This is a genomic window from Kitasatospora sp. NPDC088548 (assembly GCF_044753005.1).
GTDB lineage: Bacteria > Actinomycetota > Actinomycetes > Streptomycetales > Streptomycetaceae > Kitasatospora.
Genome location: NZ_JBIVMI010000036.1, coordinates 36,107 through 62,592, shown reverse-complemented (window position 1 = coordinate 62,592; position 26,486 = coordinate 36,107). Strand labels below are relative to the sequence as shown.

Below are 26,486 nucleotides of genomic sequence, written 5' to 3'. Positions count from 1 at the left end.
TGCAGTCGTCCAGTGCCAATACAGGCAAGGAGCCCGCTCAAGTGTCCGTCTTCGACAAGATCCTGCGCGCCGGCGAAGGCAAGATCCTTCGCAAGCTGCAGCGGATTGCTGCCCAGGTCAACTCCATCGAAGAGGACTTCGTCAACCTCACCGACGCCGAGCTGCGCGCGCTGACCGACGAGTACAAGCAGCGGCTCGCTGACGGCGAGACCCTGGACGACATCCTCCCCGAGGCGTTCGCCACCGTCCGTGAGGCCGCCAAGCGCGTGCTCGGCCAGCGGCACTACGACGTCCAGATCATGGGTGGCGCGGCCCTGCACCACGGGTACGTCGCCGAGATGCGGACCGGTGAGGGCAAGACCCTGGTCGGTACCCTCCCGACCTACCTCAACGCGCTGACCGGCAAGGGCGTGCACCTGATCACGGTCAACGACTACCTCGCCGAGCGCGACTCGGAGTGGATGGGCCGGGTGCACCGCTTCCTGGGCCTCGAAGTCGGCGTGATCCTGGGCAACATGACGCCCGCCGAGCGCAAGCGCCAGTACGGGATGGACATCACGTACGGCACCAACAACGAGTTCGGCTTCGACTACCTGCGCGACAACATGGCCTGGTCGAAGGACGAACTCGTCCAGCGCGGCCACAACTTCGCGGTGGTCGACGAGGTCGACTCGATCCTCATCGACGAGGCCCGTACCCCGCTGATCATCTCCGGCCCGGCGGACCAGGCGACCAAGTGGTACGCCGACTTCGCCAAGCTGGTGCAGCGCCTCAAGATCGACCGCGACTACGAGGTCGACGAGAAGAAGCGCACCGTCGGCGTGCTGGAGGAGGGCGTCTCCCGGGTCGAGGACTACCTCGGCATCGACAACCTCTACGAGTCGGTGAACACCCCGCTGGTCGGCTTCCTGAACAACGCCATCAAGGCGAAGGAGCTGTACAAGGCGGACAAGGACTACGTCGTGATGAACGGCGAGGTCATGATCGTCGACGAGCACACCGGCCGTATCCTCGCCGGCCGCCGCTACAACGAGGGCATGCACCAGGCGATCGAGGCCAAGGAGGGGGTGGAGGTCCAGAACGAGAACCAGACGCTGGCCACCATCACCCTGCAGAACTTCTTCCGCCTCTACGACAAGCTGTCCGGCATGACCGGTACCGGCACCACCGAGGCGGCCGAGTTCCACCAGATCTACAAGCTCGGCGTGGTGCCGATCCCGACCAACCGGACGCCGCTGCGCATCGACCAGCCCGACCTGATCTACAAGTCGGAGCCGGCCAAGTTCGCCGCCGTGGTCGAGGACATCGCCGAGAAGCACGAGAAGGGCCAGCCGGTGCTGGTCGGCACCGTGTCGGTGCAGAAGTCCGAGTACCTGTCGCAGGAGCTGCGCAAGCGCGGCATCCCGCACGAGGTGCTGAACGCCAAGCACCACGAGCGCGAGGCGCAGATCGTCGCGCAGGCCGGCCGCAAGGGCGCCGTCACCGTCGCCACCAACATGGCGGGCCGCGGTACCGACATCATGCTCGGCGGCAACGCCGACCACCTCGCGGCGGCCGAGCTGGCGCAGCGCGGGATCACCCCGGTCGACACCCCGGAGGAGTACGAGAGCGCGTTCCCGGCCGCGCTGGAGAAGGCCAAGGCGTCCGTCAAGGCCGAGCAGGACGAGGTCAAGGAGGCCGGTGGCCTCTACGTCCTCGGCACCGAGCGGCACGAGTCCCGCCGGATCGACAACCAGCTGCGCGGCCGTTCCGGCCGTCAGGGCGACCCGGGCGAGTCCCGCTTCTACCTCTCGCTCGGCGACGACCTGATGCGCCTGTTCAAGGCCGGCATGGTCGAGCGCGTGCTCTCGATGGCCAACGTTCCCGAGGACGTGCCGATCGAGTCCAAGATGGTCACCCGCGCCATCGCCTCCGCGCAGACCCAGGTCGAGCAGCAGAACTTCGAGATCCGCAAGAACGTCCTCAAGTACGACGAGGTGCTGAACCGCCAGCGCGAGGTCATCTACGGCGAGCGCCGCCGCGTGCTGGAGGGCGAGGACCTGCAGGAGCAGGTCGGCCACTTCATGGACGACACCGTCGAGGCGTACGTCAAGGCCGCCACCGGCGAGGGCTTCGAGGACGACTGGGACCTCGACAAGCTCTGGACCGCGCTCAAGCAGCTCTACCCGGTCACCCTTGACCTGGAGGAGCTGGAGGAGGAGGCCGGCGGCGTCGCAGGGCTGACCTCGGAGTTCCTCACCAAGGCCGTCCAGGAGGACATCCAGGCGCAGTACGGCGCCCGCGAGGACCAGCTCGGCGCGGAGATCATGCGTGAGCTGGAGCGCCGGGTCGTCCTCTCGGTGCTGGACCGCCGCTGGCGCGAGCACCTCTACGAGATGGACTACCTCCAGGAGGGCATCGGCCTGCGGGCCATGGCGCAGCGCGACCCGCTGGTCGAGTACCAGCGCGAGGGCTTCGACATGTTCACCGCGATGATGGAGGGCATCAAGGAGGAGTCCGTCGGCTACCTGTTCAACCTGGAGGTCCAGGTCGAGCAGCAGGTCGAGGAGGTGCCGGTCGAGGACGCCGCGGTGGTGCTCGACAAGCTGGAGAAGGACGCCGCCCGTCCCGAGATCAAGGCCAAGGGCCTGGAGGCCCCCAAGCCGCAGCGGCTGCACTACACGGCCCCCTCGGACGAGGTCGGCGGCGGTGTCGTCGAGGGCGACTTCGAGGACCTCGCGCCGGAGGACGAGGGCGACGGGCTCACCCGCGCCGAGCGCCGCAAGGCCGCCAAGTCGGCCAAGGGCCGTCGCCGCAAGGCCTGATCGCAGGCCGCTTCGACGCCACGCAGGGCGCCGCTCCCGTACGGGGGTGGCGCCCTGCGCCGTTGGCGCGGGCGGCGGCGCCGTCAGGGTGCTCACCGGGTCTCCACGGCGGTGCACTGCCACTGTCCGGCCGGCCCGCGCTGCTCCAGCCGGAACGCGACCATGTGGTGCCGGTTGCCGAGATCGACCCGGACGCAGGCCTCGACCGCGTCGGGGGAGGGCGATCGGTCGTGCACCGGTCCGAGGCGGGGCCGGCCGGTGGCGCCGCCGCGACGCAGGGCGCCGGTGCGGACGAGGGCGGCGAGCTGGCCGTAACCGTCCAGGGTGGTGTGGCGCAGCAGCTGGCCGGACGGCCGGGCACCGGTCAGCACCTCGACCAGCTGGTGGGCGAAGCGGGTGGTCAGCGCGGCGCGGGGATCGTGGCCGGGGGCGGCGGAGCAGGCGGCGCGGGGGTGGCGCGGGCGCCGGTCCGCGGGCGGGTGGTGGCCGGTCCGGGCGGCGCAGGCGGACCGGCCGGTGGAGCGCAGATGGTGGTGAGGACGGGCCTGGAGGCCGGTCCTCGGGGCGGTGGCGGTGCCCGTGGTGGTAGTGGTGCCGGTCGTGGCGGCGGTAGTGGTGGCGGGGGCCTCGGGGGCCGGTAGGGCCGTCGGGGGGACGGGGGTCGCCGGGGTGGTGCGGTGGATCATGGTCCGGTCCTCGTGGGGGGTGGGGGCGGCTGTGGACGGGTCCTTGGTAACGGCGCCCCGCGCGTGGCGGCAACCGGGTTCGCCGCTGCCCGTCGGCCCGCCCGAAAGTTCACCTATCCGGGTGAACTGGCCAATGCGACGACGGGTGACCGGCCCAATCGGACGGGCACGCGGTTGACGTGCGGGGGCAGCCGGGAAGGCACGAAAGGGGACGGTCCGGTACGCCGGACCGGGTGGCGGTCACCCGGGGTGCGCCGTTGCGCCGTCCGGCGGTCGGTGCGCAGGATCGGAGCCGGACCGGGTACCGCGGAGAGAGGACGACAGCGCCCCGACGACGACAGGCGGCCGACATGGCGACACGGGCATCGGCGACAGGGGCCTCCACCGCGGGGGCCCCTGAGGCAGCGGCCACGGGGGCCCGGACCCCGGCGACAGCGGCCGCGGAGGCCCAGGCGGAGGCTCCGGAGAGGCGGACCGGGACGGACGACGGCGCGACGGCCCCGCCCGCCGAGGGCGTGCCCCGGCGCGGCCTGGTCCTGGGCGGTGGCGGGATGCTGGGCGCCGCCTGGACGGTCGGGGCGCTCTGCGCCGTCGAGGAGGCCACCGGCTGGCGGCCGGGCAGCGCCGACGTGCTCCTGGGAACGTCGGCCGGTGCGATCCTCGGCGCGATGCTCGCCGGCGGTGTGGGCGCCGAACAGCTCCGGGACCACCAGCGGGGCCTGCCGGTCACCAGCGGCCCGCTGGCCGGCGCGGCGTTCGACTACGACACGGCGGTCGGCGGCGCGCTGCCGCCGCGCCCACGGGCCGGTATCGGCTCGCCCGGCCTGCTGCGGGACGCCGTCCGGCACCCGCGCGAGTACCCGCTGCTGACCATGGTGTCGGCGATGGCGCCGCACGGCCGCGGCTCACTGGCGTCGGTCGGCGAGCTGGTGCACGGGCTGCACGGCCCGGGCGGCTGGCCGGACGGCTCGGCCCTGCGGGTGGCGGCGGTGGACTACCGCAACGGCCACCGGGTGGTCTTCGGCGACCCGGGCGCGCCGCCCGCCGAGGTCGCCGAGGCGGTGATGGCCTCCTGCGCGATCCCCGGCTGGTTCGCGCCGGTGCGGCTGAACGGCTCCGCGTACGTGGACGGCGGCTGCTGGTCGGCCACCAACGCGGACCTGCTGCTCGGCCGCGCCCTGGACGAGGTCTACGTGCTCGCCCCGATGGCGCTGCGGCTGCACCCGCGCGGGCGGGCCGAACCCGGCCGGGGCACCCTGGCGGCGCTGCGCGAGTGGCGCGCGCGGGACCGTCCGCGCGGTGTGCTGGCCCAGCTGGTCAGCCGCTACCGGCGGGCGGTGACCCGGCAACTGCTGCGCGAGACCCGGCTGCTGCGGGCGGAGGGCGTCCGGGTGCGGGTGCTCGCGCCGACCCTGGCGGATCTGACGGTGATGGGCCCGAACATGATGGACCCGGCCCGCCGCGGCGCGGTGCTGGAGAGCGCGCTGTGCACCAGCCGGGCGGCCCTGGCGGGCGTGCGGTGAGACGCCCGGCCCGGACCGGACCGGGGGCGCGCGCCGCCGACCGGTGATCACGGGCGCGCTCCGGCGCTTATTCTGGGGGCGCTGGAAGCTGTGCCGCTGGACGAACCGGAGAGTGCCACCGATGCGCGTGTACGTGCCCACCACCCTGAACGGCCTGGCGGCGGCGCACCCGGGCGGCGCCCTGGAGCAGTCCGTGGCGTACGCCGTGACCCCCGCGCTGCGCGAGTGGTACGTCAGCGACGACATCGAGGAGCTGGAGTACGCGGCGCTGAACCGGGCCGCCCAGTCCTCGCTGCGGCTGCTGGCCGCGGAGCCGGACGCGCCGCGCCGCCGGGTGGTGGTGGCGCTCGACGTCGCCGACTCGGCGGTGAAGCCGTTCCCCGGTGACGAGTACCAGGACCAGGCCTCGCTCGGCCGGGTGGTGCTGGCCGGTCCGGTCCGGCTGGCGAAGGCGGCCGCGGTGCACGCGGACGTGGCCGACCAGGAGGTGGTCGCGGACGTCGAGGCGGCGGTGGCGGCCGTGGCGGCGGCCGACGCGGGTGACCAGGACGCCCAGTTCACCGTGGACGGCGCCGAGGACCACGACCTGCTCTGGTTCGCGACCCAGGAGATCCCCGCCCTGCTGGCCTGACCGGCGAGGGCCTGACCGGCGAGGGCCTGGCCGGGGGAGCCCCTGGGGCGAGCCCCGGCCTACCGGTGCGGCGGTGACCGGCGTTACCGTTCCCTGCGTGCGCACTCATATCGTCTGGGACTGGAACGGCACGCTCTTCCACGACATGGAGGCGGTGCTCGGCGCGAGCAACGCCGCGTTCGCGACCATCGGCATCGGGCCGATGACCATGGAGGAGTACCGCGAGCAGTACGAGATCCCGATCCCCCGCTTCTACCAGCGGCTGCTCGGCCGGATGCCCTCCGAGGCCGAGTGGCTGCGGCTGGACGACGTGTTCCACGACCGGTACGTGGAGCTGAGCCCGGCCTGCGGCCTGACCGAGGGCGCGCTGGAGCTGCTGAGCGGCTGGCGGGAGGCCGGGCACAGCCAGTCGCTGCTGTCGATGTACAACCACGAGCGGCTGCTGCCGGTGGTCGACACGTTCGGCCTGACCGGCCAGTTCCTGCGGGTGGACGGCCGCAGCGGCCCGTCCGGCGGCCAGAAGGCGCAGCACCTGACCAGGCATCTGGCCGCGCTCGGGGAGCATGTGGACCCGGCCCGTACGGTGCTGATCGGCGACGCGGCGGACGACGCGCTGGCGGCGCTGGGCGTGGGTGCCCACGCGGTGCTGTACACGGGTGGCTCGCACACCCGGGCGAAGCTGGAGCCGGTCGGGGTGCCGGTGGTGGACAGCCTCGCGGAGGCGGTCGAGCTGGCCGGGCGGCTGGCCGGCTGAGGCGGGTCCGGCACCCGCGCGGGCCCGGTGCGGTGGGCGTGGCGTGAACCACGTCCACCGGTGGCGTGTCTGAGCGGGCGAACCGGCCCGTCCCTCGTCAGTCTGGATTGACGCCAGGTCAATCAGTACGACGAGCGGAGCCGCCATGCCCATCGACGCAGTCACCCAGGTCCCGACCCCGGGCAACGAGCCGGTGCGGGGCTACGCGCCCGGCAGCCCGGAGCGGGCCGGGCTGGTGCGCCGGCTGGACGAGCTGGCGGCCGAGCAGATCCCGCTGCCGATGACCATCGGCGGCGAGCAGCGGTTCGGCGGCGGCGAGCGGATCGACGTCGTCCAGCCGCACCACCACGCCGCCAAGCTCGGCGTGCTCGGCAACGCCACCCGGGAGGACGCCCGGGCCGCGGTGGACGCCGCGCTCGCCGCCGGGCGGCAGTGGCGTTCGCTCTCCTTCGACGACCGGGCGGCGGTCTTCCTGCGCGCCGCCGACCTGCTGGCCGGGCCCTGGCGGGACACCCTCAACGCGGCGACCATGCTGGGCCAGTCCAAGACCGTGCAGCAGGCCGAGATCGACTCCGCCTGCGAGCTGATCGACTTCTGGCGGTTCAACGTCGACTTCGCCCGCCGGATCCTGGCCGAGCAGCCGCTCTCCTCACCGGGGGTGTGGAACCGCACCGACCACCGCCCGCTGGAGGGCTTCGTCTACGCGATCACCCCGTTCAACTTCACCGCCATCGCGGGCAACCTGCCGACCGCGCCCGCGCTGATGGGCAACACCGTGGTCTGGAAGCCGGCCCCGACCCAGACGCTGGCCGCGTACTACCTGATGCGGCTGCTGGAGGCGGCCGGGCTGCCGCCCGGGGTGATCAACATGGTGACCGGTGACGGGCAGCAGCTCTCCCCGGTGGCGCTCACCGACCCGGCCCTCGCCGGTCTGCACTTCACCGGCTCCACCGCCACCTTCCAGTCGCTCTGGCAGACCATCGGCGCCAACATCGGCACCTACCGGACGTACCCGCGGATCGTCGGCGAGACCGGCGGCAAGGACTTCCTGCTCGCCCACCGCTCGGCCGACCCGGAGATCCTGAAGACCGCGCTGATCCGCGGCGCCTTCGAGTACCAGGGCCAGAAGTGCTCCGCGCTGTCCCGCGCCTACCTGCCGCGCAGCCTCTGGCAGAAGATCAAGGACGACTTCCTGGCCGAGGTGGACGCGCTGGCCGTCGGCGATGTCACCGACCTGTCCAACTTCATGGGCGCGCTGATCGACCAGCGGGCCTTCGACAAGAACCGCGACGCGATCGACCGGGCCAAGAGCGACCCGACCGTGGAGCTGGCGGCCGGCGGCCAGTACGACGACGCCATCGGCTGGTTCGTCCGCCCGACCGTGCTGGTCTCCTCCGACCACCGCAACGAGATGTTCCGGACCGAGTACTTCGGTCCGGTCCTCGCCGTCCACGTCTACGAGGACGCCCGCTGGGACGACGTCCTCAAGCGGGTCGACGGCGGCGCGCCGTACGGGCTGACCGGCGCGGTGATCGCCCAGGACCGCTACGCGATCGCCCGCGCGGTGGAGGAACTGCGCTTCACCGCGGGCAACTTCTACATCAACGACAAGCCGACCGGCGCGGTGGTCGGCCAGCAGCCGTTCGGTGGCGGCCGGGCCTCGGGCACCAACGACAAGGCGGGCGCCGCGCAGAACCTGCTGCGGTGGACCTCGGCACGCTCCATCAAGGAGACCTTCGTCCCGCCGACCGCCCACGGCTACCCGCATATGGGCTGATGGCGAACATGACGGACCGGTTTGGACATGCTGTCCAGGACGGACGGATCTTCCTGCGGGTTTGCGCCTCCCTGTCCCCTGACACCTTCGTTTCAGCCCGTTAGGCTGGCTGGCGTCGTCGGGTGGTTCCGCAGGCCGAACGTCTCGTCCTACCCGCTGTAAAGGTGTTTCATGCGTGCCATGGAGGCCTTTCAGCCGGGTGGTGGGGCAGGATTGCGAGTGACCCGGCGGTGCGTGTCCATACACCACCGAGTCACGCAACGGCGCGCGACAGGAGCCAAGAAGTCATGCAGACCAAGCTGGACGCAGCCAAGGCCGAACTGCTCAAGAAGGCAGCAGCAGCCGCTGAGAACAGCCAGGTGGGGGGAGCGGCGCCGGGGGAGGGTCTGAGCAACGGCGCTCTGACCGCGTACCTGCACCACTACTACCTCCACACCGCGCCCGAGGACCTGGTCGACCGCGACCCGGTCGACGTGTACGGCGCGGCCGCCTCCCACTACCGCCTCGGTCTCAAGCGCCCCCAGGGCACCGCCGAGGTCCGGGTGCACACCCCCTCGGTGGAGGAGAACGGCTGGTCCTGCGGCCACACCGTGGTCGAGGTCGTCACCGACGACATGCCGTTCCTGGTCGACTCGGTCACCAACGAGCTCTCCCGCCAGGACCGCGCGATCCACGTCGTGATCCACCCGCAGCTCGTGGTCCGCCGTGACATCACCGGCAAGCTGCTGGAGATCCTCGACATCGACGCCTGCGCCCGCAGCCAGGCCGCCGGCACCGAGTGGCCCGCCGACGCGGTGGTCGAGTCGTGGATGCACATCGAGGTCGACCGCGAGACCGACCGCGAGGACCTGCGCGCGATCGAGGCCGACCTGCGCCGCGTGCTCGGCGACGTCCGCGAGGTCGTCGAGGACTGGTCCAAGATGCGCGACTCCGCGCTGCGGCTGGCCGACGAGCTGGCCGAGGAGCCCCCGACCGGGCTGCCCGAGCAGGAGGTCGGCGAGGCCTGGGAGCTGATGCGCTGGCTCGCCGACGACCACTTCACCTTCCTCGGCTACCGCGAGTACGACCTGGTCGAGCACGACGGCGAGGAGGTCCTGCGGGCCGTCGCCGGCACCGGCCTCGGCATCCTGCGCTCCGACCCGTTCACCCGCGACGAGGACCACCACCCGGTCAGCGAGGCCTTCGGCCGGCTCTCCGCGCCGGTGCGCGCCAAGGCCCACGAGAAGAAGCTGCTCGTCCTCACCAAGGCCAACAGCCGCGCCACCGTGCACCGCCCGTCCTACCTCGACTACGTCGGCGTGAAGAAGTTCGACGCCAACGGCGAGGTCATCGGCGAGCGCCGCTTCCTCGGCCTGTTCTCGGCCGCCGCGTACACCGAGTCGGTCAGCCGCATCCCGGTGGTGCGCCGCAAGGTCCAGGACGTCATCGCCAGCTCCGGCTTCTCCACCGAGAGCCACGACGGCCGCGACCTGCTGCAGATCCTGGAGACCTTCCCCCGGGACGAGATCTTCCAGACCCCGGCCGCCGAGCTGCTCCAGATCGCCACCAGCGTGCTCTACCTGCAGGAGCGCCGCCGGCTGCGGCTGTTCCTGCGCCAGGACGAGTACGGGCGCTACTTCTCCGCGATGGTCTACCTGCCGCGCGACCGCTACACCACCCGCATCCGGCTGCGCCTGATGGACATCCTGATGCAGGAGCTCAACGGCGCCTCGATCGACTACACGGTCTGGTCGACGGAGTCGGTGCTGACCCGGCTGCACTTTGTCGTCCGGGTCACCCCGGGCAGCGAACTGCCGCAGCTCACCGACGCCGAGATCGAGCGGATCGAGGGCAAGCTCGCCGAGGCCGCCCGCTTCTGGATGGACGGCTTCAACGACCAGCTGCACATCGAGCTGGGCGAGGAGAAGGCCGCCGAGCTCTCCCGCAAGTACGCCAACGCCTTCCCCGACGGCTACCGCGCCGACTTCACCGCGCGCACCGCCGTCGCCGACCTCAAGCAGATCGAGTCGCTGCACGGCGAGGGCGACTTCCGCCTCAACCTGTACCAGCCGGTCGGCGCGGGCGACGACGAGCGCCGCTTCAAGATCTACCGGGTCGGCGGCCCGATCTCGCTCACCGAGGTCCTGCCGGTCCTCCAGCGGCTGGGCGTCGAGGTGCTCGACGAGCACCCGTACGCGCTGACCCGCTCGGACCACACCACCGCCTGGGTCTACGACTTCGGCCTGCGGCTGCGCGAGGCCGTCGAGCTGACCGACGAGGCTCGCGAGCGCTTCCAGGAGACCTTCGCCGCCACCTGGACCGGCCTGGCCGAGAACGACGGCTTCAACGAGCTGGTCCTCACCGCCGGGCTGACCTGGCGCCAGGCGATGATGCTGCGCGCGTACGCCAAGTACCTGCGCCAGGCGGGTTCCACGTTCTCCCAGGACTACATGGAGGACGCGCTCCGCAACAACACCCACACCACCCGCCTGCTGGTGAACCTCTTCGAGGCCCGGCTGAGCCCCAGCCACCAGCAGGGCTCCGCCGAGCTGACCGAGGGCATCCTGGAGGAGCTGTCCGGCGCGCTGGACGAGGTCGTCTCGCTGGACGAGGACCGCATCCTGCGCTCCTTCCTGCACCTCATCAAGGCCACCCTGCGCACCAACTTCTTCCAGCACGCCGGTGAGCACGGCGAGTGGCACGCGTACGTGTCGATGAAGTTCGACCCGAAGGCCATCCCGGACCTGCCGGCCCCGCGCCCGGCGTTCGAGATCTGGGTGTACTCGCCGCAGGTCGAGGGCGTGCACCTGCGCTTCGGCAAGGTCGCCCGCGGCGGCCTGCGCTGGTCCGACCGGCGTGAGGACTTCCGGACCGAGATCCTCGGCCTGGTCAAGGCGCAGATGGTGAAGAACACCGTCATCGTGCCGGTCGGCGCCAAGGGCGGCTTCGTCGCCAAGCAGCTGCCGGACCCGTCGGTGGACCGGGACGCCTGGATGGCCGAGGGCATCTCGTCCTACAAGACGTTCATCTCGGCGCTGCTGGATGTCACCGACAACCTGGTCGGCGGCGAGGTCGTCCACCCGGCCGACGTGGTCCGCCACGACGAGGACGACACCTACCTGGTCGTCGCCGCCGACAAGGGCACCGCGAGCTTCTCCGACATCGCCAACGGCGTCGCGGAGTCGTACGGCTTCTGGCTGGGCGACGCGTTCGCCTCCGGCGGCTCGGCCGGCTACGACCACAAGGGCATGGGCATCACCGCCCGCGGCGCCTGGGAGTCGGTCAAGCGCAACTTCCGCGAGCTCGGCGTCGACACCCAGACCGAGGACTTCACCGTCGTCGGCATCGGCGACATGTCCGGCGACGTCTTCGGCAACGGCATGCTGCTCAGCGAGCACATCCGCCTGGTCGCCGCCTTCGACCACCGGCACATCTTCCTCGACCCGAACCCGGACGCGGCCGCCTCGTACGCCGAGCGCCGCCGCCTCTTCGAGCTGCCGCGCAGCTCCTGGGACGACTACGACAAGTCGCTGATCTCGGCGGGCGGCGGCGTCTTCCCGCGCAGCGCCAAGTCGATCCAGCTCAGCCCGCAGGCCCGGGCCGTGCTGGGCATCGAGCAGTCCCGGCTCACCCCGGCCGAGCTGATGAAGGCCGTGCTGCAGGCGCCCGTCGACCTGTTCTGGAACGGCGGCATCGGCACCTACGTCAAGGCCTCGGCCGAGACCAACGCCGAGGTCGGCGACAAGGCCAACGACTCCATCCGGGTCAACGGCGAGCAGGTCCGCGCCCGGGTCGTCGGCGAGGGCGGCAACCTCGGCTGCACCCAGCTCGGCCGCATCGAGTACGCCGCGTCCGGCGGGCCCGCGGGCACCGGCGGCTGGATCGACACCGACGCCATCGACAACTCGGCCGGCGTGGACACCTCGGACCACGAGGTCAACATCAAGATCCTGCTCAACCAGGTCGTCGCCGACGGCGACATGACGGTCAAGCAGCGGAACGCGCTGCTCGCCGAGATGACCGACGAGGTCGGCCGCCTGGTGCTGCGCAACAACTACGCGCAGAACGTGGTGCTGGCCAACGCCGTCGCCCAGGCGACCAGTATGGTCAACGTCCACTCCCGGATGATCAACCGGCTGGAGCGCCAGGGCCAGCTCGACCGGGCCCTGGAGTTCCTGCCCGCCGAGCGCCAGATCCGCGAGCGCCAGCAGAGCGGCCGCGGCCTGTCGCAGCCCGAGATGGCCGTCCTGCTCGCCTACACCAAGATCACCCTGGCCGAGGAGCTGCTCGCCACCGAGCTGCCCGACGACCCGTTCTTCCGCACCGCGCTGCACGAGTACTTCCCCAGCGCGCTGCGGGCCCGGTTCGCCGAGGCGATCGACAACCACGCGCTGCGCCGCGAGATCATCACCACGCTGATCGTCAACGACACGATCAACCGCGGCGGCTGCACCTTCGCCTTCAGGCTGAAGGAGGAGACCGGCGCCACGTACGAGGAGATCGCCCGCACGCACACCGCCGCGCGCGCCGTCTTCGGCCTGGAGGAGATCTGGTCCGAGATCGAGGGCCTGGACAACCAGGTCTCCGCTCACGCCCAGACCAAGATGCGGCTGCACTCGCGGCGCCTCGTCGAGCGCGCCACCCGGTGGATGCTCAACAACCGCCGCCAGCCGCTCGACATCGCCGGCACCATCGAGTTCTTCCACGACCGGGTCAACCAGGTCTGGGGCGCGCTGCCCAAGCCGCTCCGCGGCGACGACCTGGCCTGGTACGAGTCCGTCTACAACGAGCTCGTCGGAGCCGGCGTGCCGGAGGCGCTCGCCACCCGGGTCGCGGGTCTCTCCTCGACCTTCCCGACCCTGGACATCACCGAGGTCGCGGACCGTTCCGGCAAGGACGTCGCCGAGGTCGCCGAGCTCTACTACGACCTCGCCGACCGCCTCCAGATCACCCACCTGCTCGACCGCATCATCGAACTGCCGCGCACCGACCGCTGGTCGTCGATGGCCCGGGCCGCCATCCGCGAGGACCTCTTCGCGGCCCACGCGGCGCTGACCGCCGACATCCTGGCCTGCGGCCCCGAGGGCGCCACCCCCGAGGAGCGCTACAGCGCCTGGGCGGAGCTCAACGGCACGCTGCTGAACCGGGCGAAGAGCACCCTCGACGACATAAGGGGTTCGGACAACTACGAGCTGTCCAGCCTGTCGGTGGCCATGCGCGTCATCCGCACCCTGCTCCGCACGGGTTCGATGCGCTGACGGAACCGGTGGAACGGCGGGCCCGCGTCTTCGGACGCGGGCCCGCCGCCGTATGCGGGGCCCTGGCGGCCGGAGGCGGCGGCGGAGCCGGGGCCGCGGGGTGATGGCGCGATCACCCCGCGCGTGAACCGGTTCGTGGCCTGGGTGTGACGTGCGGGTTGACGCCGTGTCACAATGTTCGGCATTTCTCTGCCGGGGTGGCGGCAGGGGGCGGAGTTTTGCCCCAACTGCCCTGTTTGACAGCTGTTCTGGCATGCCGGGAGTTGCAGTAGGCTAACTCCGCGATAGGCGTTGCCGCAGGTCTCGTACCGGAAGAGCTCCACCGACGTGATGAAACAACAGGTGTCTTTCGAAGGGGCTAGGCCGCCAGTCCCATTCGCGCAGGGCGGTCCGGAGCCGTTCCTGACGCGATGCCACCTGAAGAGAGTTTCATGACGTCATTTGTGCAGGAACCCTTTTTCTGGGTCTTTATCGTGGTGGTGCTCGCAGCCGTCGGGGCCGCCCTCCAGGCCCGCAGGACGAACCTCGCCCTGCGTAGGAGAAACGTTTCCCTAGAGGAGGCGAGCTCCCTGGCGCAGCGTCAGCGCGACGACCTGAGCGCACTGAACGCACGTCTGCAGGGCCAGTACGCGGCCGAGCTGGCGGAGGTCCGCCGGGACGCCGAGGAGGACACCAAGGCCGTCCTCAAGGCGGCGATGCGGACGCTGCAGGGCCTGGCCGACGAGCAGCAGATCGTCATCGAGAAGGTGCAGCGGAAGTACGGCAACAGCCCGCAGATCCTGGCCGACCTGATGCTGGTCGACCACGCGAACAGCCAGTTCGGCCGTCGCTCCCAGGGCATCGCGGTGCTCTGCGGCGGCTGGCTGGGCCGCAGGGAGAGCGTCGCCTCGGTCTACGACGTGGCCCGCAGCGCCCAGGGCCGGATCCGGCACTTCGACCGGGTGCGGATCCACTCCCGGGTCAGCGTCTCGCTCGCCAGCAAGGTGGTCGAGCCGGTCGCCGTCGTGCTGGCCGAGCTGCTGGCCAACGCCACCAACTACTCCGCCCCGGACACCCCGGTGGAGATCAGTGTCCAGGCCGTCCCGACCGGCGTCTGCCTGATCATCGACGACGCCGGCCTCGGGATGGGGCAGGAGGAGAAGGACCGCGCGGCCGCGCTGCTGAACCCGGGCGCGCCGATCAGCCTCACCAGCCTGGGCAACCCCCCGAAGTTCGGCTTCGCCGTCTCCGGCATGCTGGCCGCCCGCTACGGCTTCCGCGTCTCCGTCGACTCGGTCTCCCCGTACGGCGGCGTGCGGGCCGTGGTGCTCCTGCCGACCGAGCTGCTCAGCAGCGAGGTCGCGCCCATGGCGGCCCCCGAGCGCGGCGAGTACCAGGGTGAGCCCGCGGAGCAGCCCCTGCCGGTCCGGGGGCAGGCCCCCGGGCAGCGGCTCGCGTCGTTGCCCGAGCCGGCCCCGGCCACCCTCGCCCCGGTCGCCCCGGCCACCCTGTCCCCGGTCGCCGCGGCCCCGGAGCCGGCGGAACCGGAGATGACGGCGGACGGACGGCTGCCCCGGCGCCGCCGCCAGCGCACCGTCTCGGTGGTCCCGCACCCGCAGGACTCCGGCCGCGTCGACGAGCCGGTGCGGACCACCGGCCAGGAGACGGCGTCCCGCCTCGGCGCGTTCCAGCGCGGGACGCTCTCCGGGCGCAACACCATGACCACGGAAGGAACCGAGAACCAGTGAGCCCTGATCTGTCCTGGGTGCTCAACGATGTACTCCAGGTGCCCGGTGCCCGGCACGCCATTCTGGTCTCCGCCGACGGCCTCCTGCTCGAACGGTCCAGCGGGATCGGCCGTGACGAGGCGGAGACCAACGCCGCCGCGATGAGCTCGATGCAGTCGCTGAGCCGGGCGGTCGCCCCGTTCGTCGGCGGCAGCGGCGGGACCTGGCGCCAGACCCTCCTGGAGTACGACCACGGCTGGATCTTCCTGATCGCGGCCGGCAGCGGAGCCTACCTCGCGGCCTCCACCGCCTCCGACGTCGACATGGAGGCGATGTCCTTCCGGATGCAGCAGCAGGTGGGCGCGCTCGGCCGGGCGATGACCGCGGCGCCGCGCCAGAGTACGCACAGCGGGTCATGACGGTGCCCGGCGAGGAGCAGCGGGTGGCCGGCGGTTTCATACGCTCCTATGTCATCACCGGCGGCCGTGAGTTACCGAGTGCGGACGATCTCTCCCTGATCACCCTGGTCACCGTCGCTCCCGAGCAGGAACTCCCGGCCCTGCCGAGCCCGGAGACCGTGGCGATCTGGGAACTGTGCTCCGGCGGCTACCTCTCGGTGGCGGAGGTCTCGGCCCGTCTGGGGCTGCCGGTGGGGGTGGTGAGGCTGCTGCTGACGGACCTGATCCGCGAGGGACGGCTGCTGCGCCGGGCGACCCCGCCGCCGGCCCAGGCCCCGGATCCGAGACTCCTAGAGAAGGTGCTGCATGGACTTCAACGCCGGTTCGCCTGAGGACATCTACGTCCCGGGCGCGGTGACGACCGCTGTCAAGATCCTGGTCGTGGGGCACTTCGCGGTCGGCAAGACCACGCTGATCGGCGCCCTGTCGGAGATCGCCCCGCTGAGCACCGAGGAGAAGATGACGCAGGCGTCCACCCGCGTCGACGACCTCCGGGGGGTGCCGGACAAGAAGACCACGACCGTCGCCCTGGACTTCGGCCGGCTGACGCTCGGCGACGACCTGGTGCTGTACCTGTTCGGCACGCCGGGCCAGCAGCGCTTCATGCAGCTCTGGGAGGACATGGCGCGGGGGGCGCTGGGCGCGTTGCTGCTGGCCGACCCGACCCGCCTCTCGGACACGTTCCCGGTCATCGACCTGATCGAGCAGTACGGCCTGGAGTACGCCGTGGCGGTCAACAGCTTCGACCGGCAGAGCGACTACACCGAGGACGAACTGCGCGAGGCGCTCGACCTGCTGCCGCACACGCCGGTGGTGTTCTGCGACGCGCGGGACCAGCGGTCGTCGGCCGACGCCCTGCTGACCCTCGTTCGGCACCTGCTCGAACGCGCCTCCTGACCTTCTCCTCCCGTCACCGTCCCCCGGGGCCGCACCCGCCCGGGGCCACTTCCAAGGAACGACCCATGGAATCTCCGCAGCGACCCGCCCCGCAGTCGCCTCCCCCGGGCTGCCCGATGCACGGTGGGCGCACACCGCTGTACGGGGAGATGTTCTCGTCCGACCCCGGCGTGGTCTACGACCAGCTGCGCGCCCACGGTCCCGCCGCCCCGGTGGAGCTGTCCCCGGGCGTGGAGGCCACCCTGGTCACCTCGCACGAGGCCGCCCTGCGGGTGCTGCAGAACCCGGGGCTGTTCGCCCGGGACTCCCGGCGATGGGCGGCGCTGAACGAAGGACGGGTGCCGCTGGACAGCCCCGTCCTGCCGATGATGTTCTACCGGCCCAACTGCCTCTTCACGGACGGCACCGAGCACCTGCGGCTCCGCAAGGCCGTCATCGAGAGCCTGGAGCGGCTCAACGACAACCGGCTCAACCGGCACGTCGAGCGGATCGCCGGCTACCTGATCGACCAGTTCAGCCCGCTGGGCCGGGCCGACCTGCTCAACGACTACGCCAAGCTGCTGCCGCTGCTGCTGTTCAACCAGCTCTTCGGCTGCCCGGCCGACATCGGCGACCGGCTGACCCGCAGCATGTCCGCGCTCTTCGACGGCCTGGACGTGATCCAGGCCAACGAGGAGCTGAACGCCTGCCTGATGGACCTGGTCGCGCTGAAGCGCCGTCAGCCGGGCGACGACATCACCTCGTGGCTCGTCCAGCACCCGGCCGGCCTGCGCGACGAGGAGCTCAAGGACCAGCTGGTCATGCTGATGGGCGCCGGCGTCGAGCCCGAGCGCAACCTGATAGGCAACGCGCTGCTCCTGCTGCTGTCCGGTGAGAACGCGGACGGCGGCTCCGGTCTGCGCATCGAGGACGCCCTCGACGACGTGCTGTGGAACAACCCGCCGATCGCCAACTACGCGACGCACTTCCCGATGCAGGACGTCGAGGTGGGCGGGGTCCGGATGGCCGCGGACAGCCCGGTGGTGATCAGCTTCGCCGCCGCCAACAGCGACCCCGTGCTGACGGACGCCCGGCTGACCCTCAGCAAGGGCGCTCATCTGGCCTGGGGCGCCGGCCCGCACGCCTGCCCGGCCAAGTCCCCGGCCCAGTTGATCGCCCTGACCGCGATCGAGTGCCTGCTCAACGCGCTCCCGGACGTCACGCTCGCCGTGCCCGCGCAGAGTCTGGAGTGGCGGCCGGGCCCCTTCCAGCGCGGACTGGTCTCGCTGCCGGTGCGGTTCAGCCCGACGTCCGCCCGTACCCCGGGGCCGGGCACGGGCGCCGCCCCGAGCGGGCCGGCCGCCTGGCCGACCGCCGCCCCCGAGACGCCGCACCAGCAGGCCGCCGCACCCGCCGCCGGCCGGGCCCCGGGCAAGCACAAGGGGTGGTGGAGCTCCTTCCTGGACGTCTTCCGGCTCTGACCGGGGGCCGGATTCCGGGCAACCGCCGTGAGGCGAACGGAATCCGGCGCCTCCGGAGCACGTGACGGGAGCAACACGGATCGACGCTTGAGCGCGCTGGGGCTGGGTAGATCGCCGCCGTACTGCCCGCCCGTGCAAGGAGCCCCGTGTGACCGCCATGTTGGAAGCCCGCCCCGGGAACCCGGAGTGCCGCGCTGGAACCGTCGACCGCCGCGCCGCGGTGCCGCTGCTGCGGCGGCTGCGGTCGGCCGAGGGGCTCGCCTGCCCGGTCCCGGTCTACGACGAGCTGCGGGCGATGGGCGATCTCGTCCCGGCGCCCTGGGGCGGGTACCTCGTCACCGGCTACGACGCGTGCAACCAGGTCCTGCGCGGCAGGACCTGGCTCGTCCCCGACTTCGCCTGGCAGGAGCGGCAGACCGACAGCGAGCGCTGGCACGCCGTCGCCACCCAGGAGATGAGCGGGACCCTCTCCCGGCTCAACGCCCCCGACCACACCCGGCAGCGGCACAGCCTCGGGAACCTCTTCGACCGGCAGACCATCCAGGCCATGGCGCCGCACATCGAGGCCGACGTCGCCGGGTTGCTCGACCGCCTGGCCGAGCGAATACGTGTGGACGGTGAGGCGGACCTGGCCGCCGTGGTCAGCGAGCGGCTGCCGATCAACACCGTCGGGCGCTGGCTGGACATCGCGCCGGAGGACTACGCGCACATCCTGGAGATGACCCACAACCAGGTGCACGCCCAGGAACTCCTGCCCACCAAGAGCCAGCTGGCGATCTCCGAGGCGGCGACCCTCCAGCTGCGCCGGTACTTCAACGGCCTCGTCCGGGAGCGCCGCGACAACCCGGGCGACGACGTGATCTCCGGCTGGATCCGCACCTGGGACGCGCTGGAGTCCGACCGCGAGGCCACCGACCGGATCATCTACCAGCTCACCATGTTCGTCACCATCGCCTCACTGGAGACCACGGCGACGCTGCTCTCCTCGCTGGTGTGGTCGCTGCTCCGGTCCCCCGGTTCGTGGGACTGGCTGCGGGCCCGGCCGGAGCACATCGACGACGCGATCGAGGAGGCGCTGCGCTACGATCCGCCGATCCGCCTCAACAGCCGCGTCGCGGGCGCGGACACCGTGCTGTCCGGGGTGCTCGTCCCCAAGGACACCATGGTCCACGTGATGTACGGCGCGGCCAACCACGATCCGCGCCGCAACCCGGACCCGCACACCTTCGACATCCTCCGCAAGGGCTCCCACATCGCCTTCGGCGGCGGCGCCCACTACTGCCTCGGCGCGGGTCTGGCCAGGCTGGAGGCGCGCACCCTGCTCGGCCAGTTGCTGGAGCGCTTCCCGACCCTGCGGGCGGTGAGCCCTCCCGAGTACGCGCCCCGGATGGTCTTCCATCGGGTGACGTCCCTGAGAGTTGCCGCATGAACGTTTCTCCGCACGCGGCTCAGCACCCCCCGTACACGCAGCACCCCCCGTACCCCTCGCACCCTCCGGCGTTCGGGGCCTGGTATCCGCAGCCCGGTGCCGCCCCCGTCCCGGTGGCGCCCCGTACGGTCCGCGCCGAACTCCAGGGGCCGGTGCTGTACGTCGAGCTGGACAGCCCCGAGACCGGAAACGCCGTCACCTCGGCCATGCTGGACGAACTCCTCGCCCTCCTCGCCGCACCGGACCCGGCGGTACGCGTCGTCGTCCTGTCCGGCGCCGGCCCGGACTTCTGCCTCGGCGGCGACCGCGAAGAGCTCGGCGCCACCCTCGGCGAGGACCCCACCGGCGGCGGCATCCGGAGCTACGGCAGCAAGGCCCGCCGGGTCTGCGAGGCCATCACCAACAGCCCCGCCGTCACCATCGCGCGGGTCCAGGGCCGGGCGATCGGCGCCGGCTTCGCCCTGGCCCTCGCCTGCGATCTGCGGGTCGGTGCCGACACCGCCGGCTTCCGGCTGCCCGAACTCGCCCTCGGCCTGCCCGTCGCCTGGGGCGGTCTGCTGCCCCGGCTCCTCCACGAGGTCGGCGCGGCCCGCGCCCGCGAGATCATCTTCACCGGCCGCCCGGTCGGTGCCGCGGAGGCCCACGGCCTCTCCATCCTGCAGCGGGTCGTCCCCGAGCAGGACCTGGACCAGGCCGTGGCCGAGTGGGCCAGGCCCATCGCGCGCCGCCCCGAAGCCGCCCTGCGGGTCACCAAGACCCTGCTCAACTCCCATGCGGCGGCGACCCGGCTGGCCGACACCTCCGTCCTCGACGCCGAGCTGATGGCCTCGGTCCTCGCCGCCGCGCACTACACCCGCGGGCTCGCCACCGCGCCCCCGACCGCCTGACCCACCGTCGCTTCCGCTTCGCTCCGCGTCCTTGTGCGAGCGGAGACCGACCACTCGCGTGGTGACGGACGAGGGCGGGGCCGTGGTGACCACCGCGGCCCCGCCCTCGGGCGTATCGGGCGGAGGAGACCGAACCCTTCACCGCCGACGCCTGGTCGGCGTTGGCCGCGGGGGCCGTGCCGGGGAGTTGTCCGGAGGCTGCTGACGCGCCACGGCTTCGTTTCGCGCGCCCCCGGCCGGCGGTGGCCGGGGGCGCGCCTTGGGCGGGCGAACGAGGGTGGGTTGGGCAGTGGTTCAGCGAACTGACGCCTTGTCGGCACGGCCCGTTCGTATGCGTGAACCCGGTGGAGGCCGGCCGCCCGGGTTCGGTACGGTGGCCTGCGGAAAGAGGGGGGAAGATCACCTTGGGGAAGACGCGCACCAGGCGCATGGCGGGAACCGTACTGTCCGTGGCGCTGGTCGTCACGGGGGCGGCGGCCTGCGACTCCGACGGAAACGAGAACAAGGCGGCGGCGAAGGCCGCGCCCACCACCACGGCCGTCCCGGAGGTGTTCGGCGCCGGGGGCTACCGGGGCCTGGCCCTCGGGATGGCGAAGGACGTGGCGCTGGCGACCGGCGCGCTGGAGACGGCACCGGTGTCGCTGCTCAACGGCTGCACCGACTTCGCGTTCAAGGGCGGCCCGGCGCCGGACCAGGCCCGGTTGGCGGCCGAGGCGGCCGTCCAGGCGAGGTTCGCGGAAGCGGACGCCAATGAGCGGGCGGCGAAGCGCGCCGTGGGTACGGTGGAGCCGCTGCCGCCCAACGCGTCCGTGGAGCAGCTCAAGGAGCGCGCCGACCGGATGGTGGCCCAGGTCGAGCGGATGAAGGCCGCTCAGACGACGCTCGACCAGCTGAGCAAGGCCGCTGACGAGCTGAAGGCGGCGAAGGCGACCCGGGACAAGGCGTTCCTGACCACCGGCCGGGTGCAGTTCGGCCTGGACGGTCTGCGCGAGCTGGCCGCCCCGGCAGAGGCCCGAACCGCCGAGGGGCTCGGGGCCGGCTCGACGCTGGACGACCTCAAGCGGGTGTACGGCGACAAGGGCCTGGAGCTGGGAAAGACCGGCAGGTACGAGATGCCGGCCGAGGGTGCCCAGGCAGCCAAGGGCTGGAAGTACGAGTTCACCGTCGAGGGGGAGAAGGTCGGCGGCATGTCGCTGGTCAACCGGAGCGCGTACTGCTCCTGAGCGGCCGAGCGGGAAAGCGGTTCTGCCCCGGCCTCGGCCGGGGCAGAACCGTTTCTGTCTGGCACCGTGCCTTCGGGAACCCCCGGGCCGGTGCGGACAGGTGGGAGTGTGGAGCTGTCACTGCGGGGTCGGTTGCGAAGTGGGGACCAGTGGGCTTTCAGGGAGGTGTTCGACGAGGCGGCGGGGGACCTGTACCGGTACGCGGTGCGGGTGTCGGGGGACTGGGCGGTGGCCGAGGACGTCGTCCAGTTGACGTTCCTGGAAGCGTGGCGGCTGCGCGGCACCCTGCGCGAGGAAGGCGGCCCGGTCCGGCCCTGGCTGTTCGGGATCACGGCGAACGTGCTGCGCAACACCGCCCGGGCGGCCCGGCGGCACCGTGAGGCGTTGGCGCGGATGCCGGCCCGGGAGGTGGTGCCGGACTTCGCCGACGAGTTGGTGGGCCGACTCGACGACGGCGCGCAGCTCGCGGCGGCGAAGCGGGCGCTGCGCAGGCTCCGGAAGGCGGAGCGGGACGTCTTCACGCTCTGCGTCTGGGCGGGGCTGGACTACGTGAGCGCCGCGGAGGCGCTGGGGGTGCCGGTCGGCACGGTGCGTTCGCGGCTCTCGCGCGCCCGCGTCAGGCTGCGCGCGCTGGCGGACGAGGAACTGTGCGGTGGGCGGGAACCCGATGCGGGTGGCGGACAGGTACCGGGTGGCCGCGCTGACGTGGCCCGGTCGATACGGGAGACGAACCGATGAACGAGGACGAACGCGTCGAGCTGGTCCGGCTGCTGCCGCCGCCCGCGCGGCCCGAGCTCTCCGCCGACCGCCACCGGCTGTTGAGGGGACATCTGATGAGCGAGCTGCGGGAACAACCGGTCCGCGTGCGGCGCGGCCGGCCCGGCCGGGTGGTCGTGCCCGCCCTGGCGGGCGGCCTGGCGCTGGCGCTGGTGCTGACCGGCGGGGGCTCCGCCAGTGGACCGGACCGATCGCAGGCACCGCAGGCAACGCAGGCACCGCAGGCCCAGCCGTCGGCCGGGTCCGCCCCGCTGAACGCGGCGCCGGTCGCGGCGGTACGGCTGCTGAACCAGGCGGCGGACGCGGCGGACCGGGCGCAGGACACCACCCCGAGAGGGGACCAGTTCGTCTATGTGAAGAGCGTCCAGACGTACCCCTCGACCGACGAGGCGACCGGCGAGGCGACGAAGGGCACGCCGCAGAACCGGGAGATCTGGCGCTCCGTCGACGGCAGCCGCTGGGGCCTGCTGGTCATGGACGGCCAGCGGCGGCCCACCGGGCAGGACCTGAAGGACCCGCACGCGCGGCCGGACGAGCCCGCGCCGCACCCGCTGGGCGGTGGCTGGCTGGAGCCGACGCCAGGCAACACCGGACCGAGCGGCTACGCCTACGCCGCCGCGCTGCCGACCGACCCGGACCAGCTGCTGGCGAAGCTCAAGGCGGACACCAAGGGGCAGGGGCCGGGCCCGGACCAGGAGGCCTTCGCCACCATCGGTGACATCCTGCGCGAGCAGCTGGTGCCGTCGCCGGTGCGGGCGGCCCTCTACCGGGCCGCCGCGCGGATCCCCGGGGTCACCGTGGTGGACGAGGTGACCGACGCGGTCGGTCGGCAGGGTGTCGCGGTCGCTCGGCTGGACTCCGGGGGGGTGGTCGAGACGCAGTGGATCTTCGACCGGAGCAGCTTCGAGTTCCTTGGTGAGCGCACGGTGGCGGTCAAGGACGACGGCTCCTGGAGGAAGGGGGAGGTCACCGGACAGACAACGATCCTCGGCCGGGCGGTGGTCGACCAGGTGGGCGACCGGCCGTAGCGGGCCCGGCAGAGCGCTGTGGGGCCCGGTGGAAGCGGGCCCCACAGCCGTTTCAGCGCCCGGCCGCCCGCTGGAGGGCGCTGGCCAGCAGGGCGAGGTCGGTCGGGCCGTTGCCCAGTTCGCGGACCGGGCGGCGGGCCGGCGGGGCGCCGAGCTGGAGCGGGTCGATGGCGACGACGGTGGGGCGCAGGGTCGCGGTGCGGGGGATCCGGCCGCTGATCCGGGCGGTCTGGAAGGCGGTGACGCCGCCGTCGGGCAGCCGGAGGTAGCCGCGGCCGGGGGTGTCCTCGCCGAGGGCGGCGGCGTCGCCGAGATGGATGAGCAGGTCGGAGTCGGCGGGGTCGTCCGTGCGCAGGGCGATCCGGAGCAGGGCGGCCTCGTCGACCTCGGTGCCGGCGCTCTCCTCGGGGCGGCCGGTGGTGACGGCGAGGTGGATGCCGAGCGGGCCGCCGCGCCGGGCGATGGCGGCCAGGGCGCGGGCGAGCGGGCGGCCGGCGGGTGAGGTGGGGGCGAGCAGGGCGTCGTAGTCGTCCACCACCACGACCAGCCGGGCGGGGGCCGGTCCGGCCGGGGCGGCGGCCGGCCGGGGGGTGTCGCCGCTGCGCGGCTGGACGACCCTGGGGGCGCTGGGGTGTCCGCCCGCTCCGACCGCGGCGGGCACCGGCACCTCGGGCCGGTCCGCGTCCAGGCCCTGCTCCCCGTCGAGAATGCGGGCCGCCTGCCAGGAGGCGAAGTCCAGCCCGTCGAAGAGCCGCTCGCGCAGCGCCAGTTCGTCCTGCAGGGCCTCCGCGGTGAGCAGTGCCTGCCGGGGTTCGTCGGCGGCGTTGACCCGGCCGGTGACGTGCGGCAGTTCGGTGCAGCCGTCCAGACCGCCGTCGCCCTCGGCCGCCCGGCCCTCGACGATCGTCACGGTGAGCCGCTCGGGCCGCTCGGAGACCGCCAGCGAGGCGACCAGGGTCCGCAGCAGTTCCGTCTTGCCGCTGCCCCGGGCGCCGCCGATGAGCAGGTGCGGGCCGCCCGGGTCGGGGGAGGGGACAGTGAGCTCGGGGTCGGCGAGGTCGAGGGTGCAGAGCTCGTCACGGGTGGTGCCGAGCAGTGCGACGGCCGCGCCGATGCCTCCGGCGTGGGCGTCCCAGCGGGCGGAGAGCTTGGCGGGGGTGACGGTGTCGAGCTGGAGCAGGTCGAGCAGGCGCAGCGCGTCGGGCAGTGGCCCGCGGGCGGCGGGCACGGCCTCGCGCAGCGGGGCGAGGACCCGGGCCAGCCGCTCGGCCCAGGCGTCGGAGACGGCGTCCAGCGAGACCTCGTGCAGGGTCTCGCGGCCGCGGGCGACCGGCCGGTCGATGGAGAGCTGGGTGCCGACCTCGCCGGTGATCAGGGCGGTGGCGCCGAGGCCGCGCGGCAGCAGCTCGGGCTGCTCGGCGAGGCAGATCGGGAAGATGCCGACGGCGGGGCCCTGGCGCAGCAGCAGGTCGAGCGCCTGGCGGGCGGCCGCGGTGGCCGGGCGGCCGTCGACCACGACCACGGTGGCGGGGTGTCCGCCGAGGCCGGTCGGGCCGGTGAGGCGGGCGGTGAGTTCGGTGAGGCGGGCGGTGGCCTGGTCGTCGTCGAGGCCGAGCAGCAGCCGGCAGTCCTGGCCGTCGGCGGGGCGCAGGTGGGGCAGCCAGAGGGCCCAGGCCCAGGTGTCGACGCGGTCCTGCGCGGGCCGGGCGGGGTCGGCGTCGACCACGACCAGGCTGAGGCCGGTGGGCGGGTGCAGCGCGGCGAGCTGGGCGACGACGGCCCTGGTGAGGGCTTCGAGGCGCTCGCGCGGGCCGCTGAGGCCGAGGCTGCCGGCGGTCTGGAGGTCGAGGGTGACGGGGACGGCGGGCAGCATGGTGCCGGGCGAGGTGCCCGCCCCGCCGGGCCGGTCGGCGGTGCCCAGGCGCAGGGTGAGCGCGTCGGGGTGGCCGGGGCCGCGCTCCCAGAGGCGGGGGCCGGGACCGAGCGCGTTGAGCAGCACGGTGGCGAGGTCGGGCCAGCGTTCGCGCTGGGCGGCGGCCTGCCGGACGCGGACGGCGGCGTGGTGGCGCTCGGCGCTCTCCTGGCCGGGCGGTTCGACGGTGCGGCCGAGGCGCAGCGAGAGCAGGCCCCTGGTGCGGCCGGCGGCGGGCTCCGGGGCGGCGGGCGGCTCGAACACGGGCGGGGCGTGCCTGACCGGGGCGGGCGCGGCGAGCTGGAGGTGGCCGTGGCCGTCGGGGAGCGCCGCGCGGGCGGGCGCCCCTGAGGCGTCCCCGAGATCCGGCACGGTGATCTGGAGGGTGGACTCGCCGATCCGCAGCAGGGCGCCGCCGTCGAGCGGGACGGCCTCCTCGGGCGGGCCGGGCGGCACGAGCCGGCCGTCCAGGGCGGTGCCGTTGGTGGAGCCGAGGTCGCGGACGGTGACCCGGCCGTCGTCGGTGAGGTGCAGGGCGAGGTGCAGCCGGGAGACGTCCGGGTCGTCGAGCGGGACGTCGGCCTCGCCGGAGCGGCCGACCCGGATCTCCCGGCCGTGCAGGCGGTGCACGCCGCCGGCGTCGGGGCCGCCGACGACCCGCAGCTCGGCGGCGGCGGGCCCGTCGTCGGGGTCGTCGGCGGTCGGGTCGGGCTCGTTGAGGCTGAGGACGGCGCCGTCGAGCAGCGGGGGGTGGCCGAGCAGGGTGTGCTCGTCGACCCGGTGCGCCCCGGCGTACAGGTGCACATGGGTGGCGGCCCGTGGGCCGCGCACGCCCACGGCGCCCGCGAGGGCGCCCGCGAGCGAGCCGAGCGCGGTGCCGACGGGCGCGGTGACCAGCACGTCCACGTAGGGGATGGCGGAGCCGGCGGCGGCCGGGCCGCTGCGCGGTCGGAGGACGGTCAGCCGGATCTGCATCTCGCCCGCGGGTCCCTTCTGCTGGTGTGACGCTTGGTACCGCTGCCTCGTGCCACCGCGGAGGCTGCCGGGGCAGTCGCGACGACCCTTGGGCCACAAGAGTGGCGAGTGTCATCCTGCCATCCGTCACGGACAGTCCGCGCACGGTACCGGATTTGACGATCTTGCGATCATCGCCATGGTGGAGGCGACGGAGGGTCAGGTCAACCGCCCCGGGGGCGGCCGTCCGCCCCGACCTCGGGAGGAACCCCGGCGGGTACCCGGGGAGGAACCCCGGCGAGTACCCGGGGGAAGGCCTCGGCGAGGCCCGTCCGTACCGCGG

The 26,486-nt window shown here is 72.8% G+C and carries 18 protein-coding genes; 16 read left to right on the top strand and 2 right to left on the bottom strand.

What is annotated here, in order from left to right:
• The first annotated feature begins 41 nt into the window (after positions 1–41).
• Positions 42–2,804: a preprotein translocase subunit SecA gene (secA, locus tag ACIP82_RS33505; protein ID WP_363611600.1), complete on the top strand. Its 2,763-nt coding sequence runs from the start codon at positions 42–44 to the stop codon at positions 2,802–2,804.
• A gap of 92 nt (positions 2,805–2,896) precedes the next feature.
• Here the strand turns inward: secA and ACIP82_RS33500 are convergent, their stop codons facing one another.
• Entirely contained in the window at positions 2,897–3,490 is a 594-nt protein-coding gene (locus ACIP82_RS33500; protein ID WP_400658960.1) for an Rv3235 family protein, read from the bottom strand.
• 515 nt (positions 3,491–4,005) lie between these two features.
• Between ACIP82_RS33500 and ACIP82_RS33495 the strand changes: the two genes are divergently transcribed.
• From ACIP82_RS33495 to ACIP82_RS33425, 15 genes are all read left to right on the top strand, one after another.
• Positions 4,006–5,013, top strand: coding sequence for a patatin-like phospholipase family protein (locus ACIP82_RS33495; protein ID WP_400658958.1), 1,008 nt, complete (start codon positions 4,006–4,008; stop codon positions 5,011–5,013).
• A gap of 121 nt (positions 5,014–5,134) precedes the next feature.
• A complete protein-coding gene (locus tag ACIP82_RS33490; protein ID WP_363611606.1) occupies positions 5,135–5,644 on the top strand; it encodes a DUF6912 family protein in 510 nt (169 codons plus the stop codon).
• Between the two features lie 97 nt (positions 5,645–5,741).
• On the top strand, positions 5,742–6,398 hold the full coding sequence (locus ACIP82_RS33485) for an HAD family hydrolase (protein WP_363611607.1): 657 nt from the start codon (positions 5,742–5,744) through the stop codon (positions 6,396–6,398).
• A 151-nt stretch (positions 6,399–6,549) separates the two neighbouring features.
• Positions 6,550–8,175, top strand: coding sequence for an L-glutamate gamma-semialdehyde dehydrogenase (gene pruA / locus ACIP82_RS33480; protein WP_363611665.1), 1,626 nt, complete (start codon positions 6,550–6,552; stop codon positions 8,173–8,175).
• 287 nt (positions 8,176–8,462) lie between these two features.
• Positions 8,463–13,412 (top strand): NAD-glutamate dehydrogenase, encoded by a 4,950-nt coding sequence (locus tag ACIP82_RS33475; protein ID WP_363611609.1) that lies wholly within the window; start codon positions 8,463–8,465, stop codon positions 13,410–13,412.
• Positions 13,413–13,843: 431 nt separating this feature from the next.
• Positions 13,844–15,139: an ATP-binding protein gene (locus tag ACIP82_RS33470; protein ID WP_363611611.1), complete on the top strand. Its 1,296-nt coding sequence runs from the start codon at positions 13,844–13,846 to the stop codon at positions 15,137–15,139.
• Positions 15,136–15,537 carry a roadblock/LC7 domain-containing protein gene (locus ACIP82_RS33465; RefSeq protein WP_363611613.1) on the top strand — a complete coding sequence of 134 codons (402 nt, stop codon included), beginning with the start codon at positions 15,136–15,138 and terminating at the stop codon, positions 15,535–15,537. The genes ACIP82_RS33470 and ACIP82_RS33465 overlap by 4 nt, the downstream gene beginning before the upstream one ends.
• Positions 15,534–15,908 carry a DUF742 domain-containing protein gene (locus ACIP82_RS33460; RefSeq protein WP_363611615.1) on the top strand — a complete coding sequence of 125 codons (375 nt, stop codon included), beginning with the start codon at positions 15,534–15,536 and terminating at the stop codon, positions 15,906–15,908. Before ACIP82_RS33465 ends, ACIP82_RS33460 begins: the two co-directional genes overlap by 4 nt.
• Positions 15,883–16,473, top strand: a complete 591-nt coding sequence (locus ACIP82_RS33455) for an ATP/GTP-binding protein (RefSeq protein WP_363611617.1) — start codon at positions 15,883–15,885, stop codon at positions 16,471–16,473. Before ACIP82_RS33460 ends, ACIP82_RS33455 begins: the two co-directional genes overlap by 26 nt.
• A gap of 65 nt (positions 16,474–16,538) precedes the next feature.
• Positions 16,539–17,933, top strand: coding sequence for a cytochrome P450 (locus tag ACIP82_RS33450; RefSeq protein ID WP_363611619.1), 1,395 nt, complete (start codon positions 16,539–16,541; stop codon positions 17,931–17,933).
• A 295-nt stretch (positions 17,934–18,228) separates the two neighbouring features.
• Complete coding sequence (locus ACIP82_RS33445; RefSeq protein ID WP_400658985.1) at positions 18,229–19,362, top strand: cytochrome P450; 1,134 nt, start codon at positions 18,229–18,231, stop codon at positions 19,360–19,362.
• A complete protein-coding gene (locus ACIP82_RS33440) occupies positions 19,359–20,249 on the top strand; it encodes an enoyl-CoA hydratase/isomerase family protein (RefSeq protein ID WP_363611621.1) in 891 nt (296 codons plus the stop codon). Before ACIP82_RS33445 ends, ACIP82_RS33440 begins: the two co-directional genes overlap by 4 nt.
• A gap of 428 nt (positions 20,250–20,677) precedes the next feature.
• Complete coding sequence (locus ACIP82_RS33435) at positions 20,678–21,472, top strand: hypothetical protein (RefSeq protein ID WP_400658948.1); 795 nt, start codon at positions 20,678–20,680, stop codon at positions 21,470–21,472.
• Positions 21,473–21,592: 120 nt separating this feature from the next.
• Entirely contained in the window at positions 21,593–22,210 is a 618-nt protein-coding gene (locus ACIP82_RS33430) for an RNA polymerase sigma factor (protein WP_400658983.1), read from the top strand.
• Complete coding sequence (locus ACIP82_RS33425; protein ID WP_400658946.1) at positions 22,207–23,277, top strand: CU044_5270 family protein; 1,071 nt, start codon at positions 22,207–22,209, stop codon at positions 23,275–23,277. Before ACIP82_RS33430 ends, ACIP82_RS33425 begins: the two co-directional genes overlap by 4 nt.
• A gap of 52 nt (positions 23,278–23,329) precedes the next feature.
• Here the strand turns inward: ACIP82_RS33425 and ACIP82_RS33420 are convergent, their stop codons facing one another.
• Positions 23,330–26,164 carry an FtsK/SpoIIIE domain-containing protein gene (locus tag ACIP82_RS33420; protein ID WP_400658944.1) on the bottom strand — a complete coding sequence of 945 codons (2,835 nt, stop codon included), beginning with the start codon at positions 26,162–26,164 and terminating at the stop codon, positions 23,330–23,332.
• Positions 26,165–26,486 lie beyond the last annotated feature (322 nt).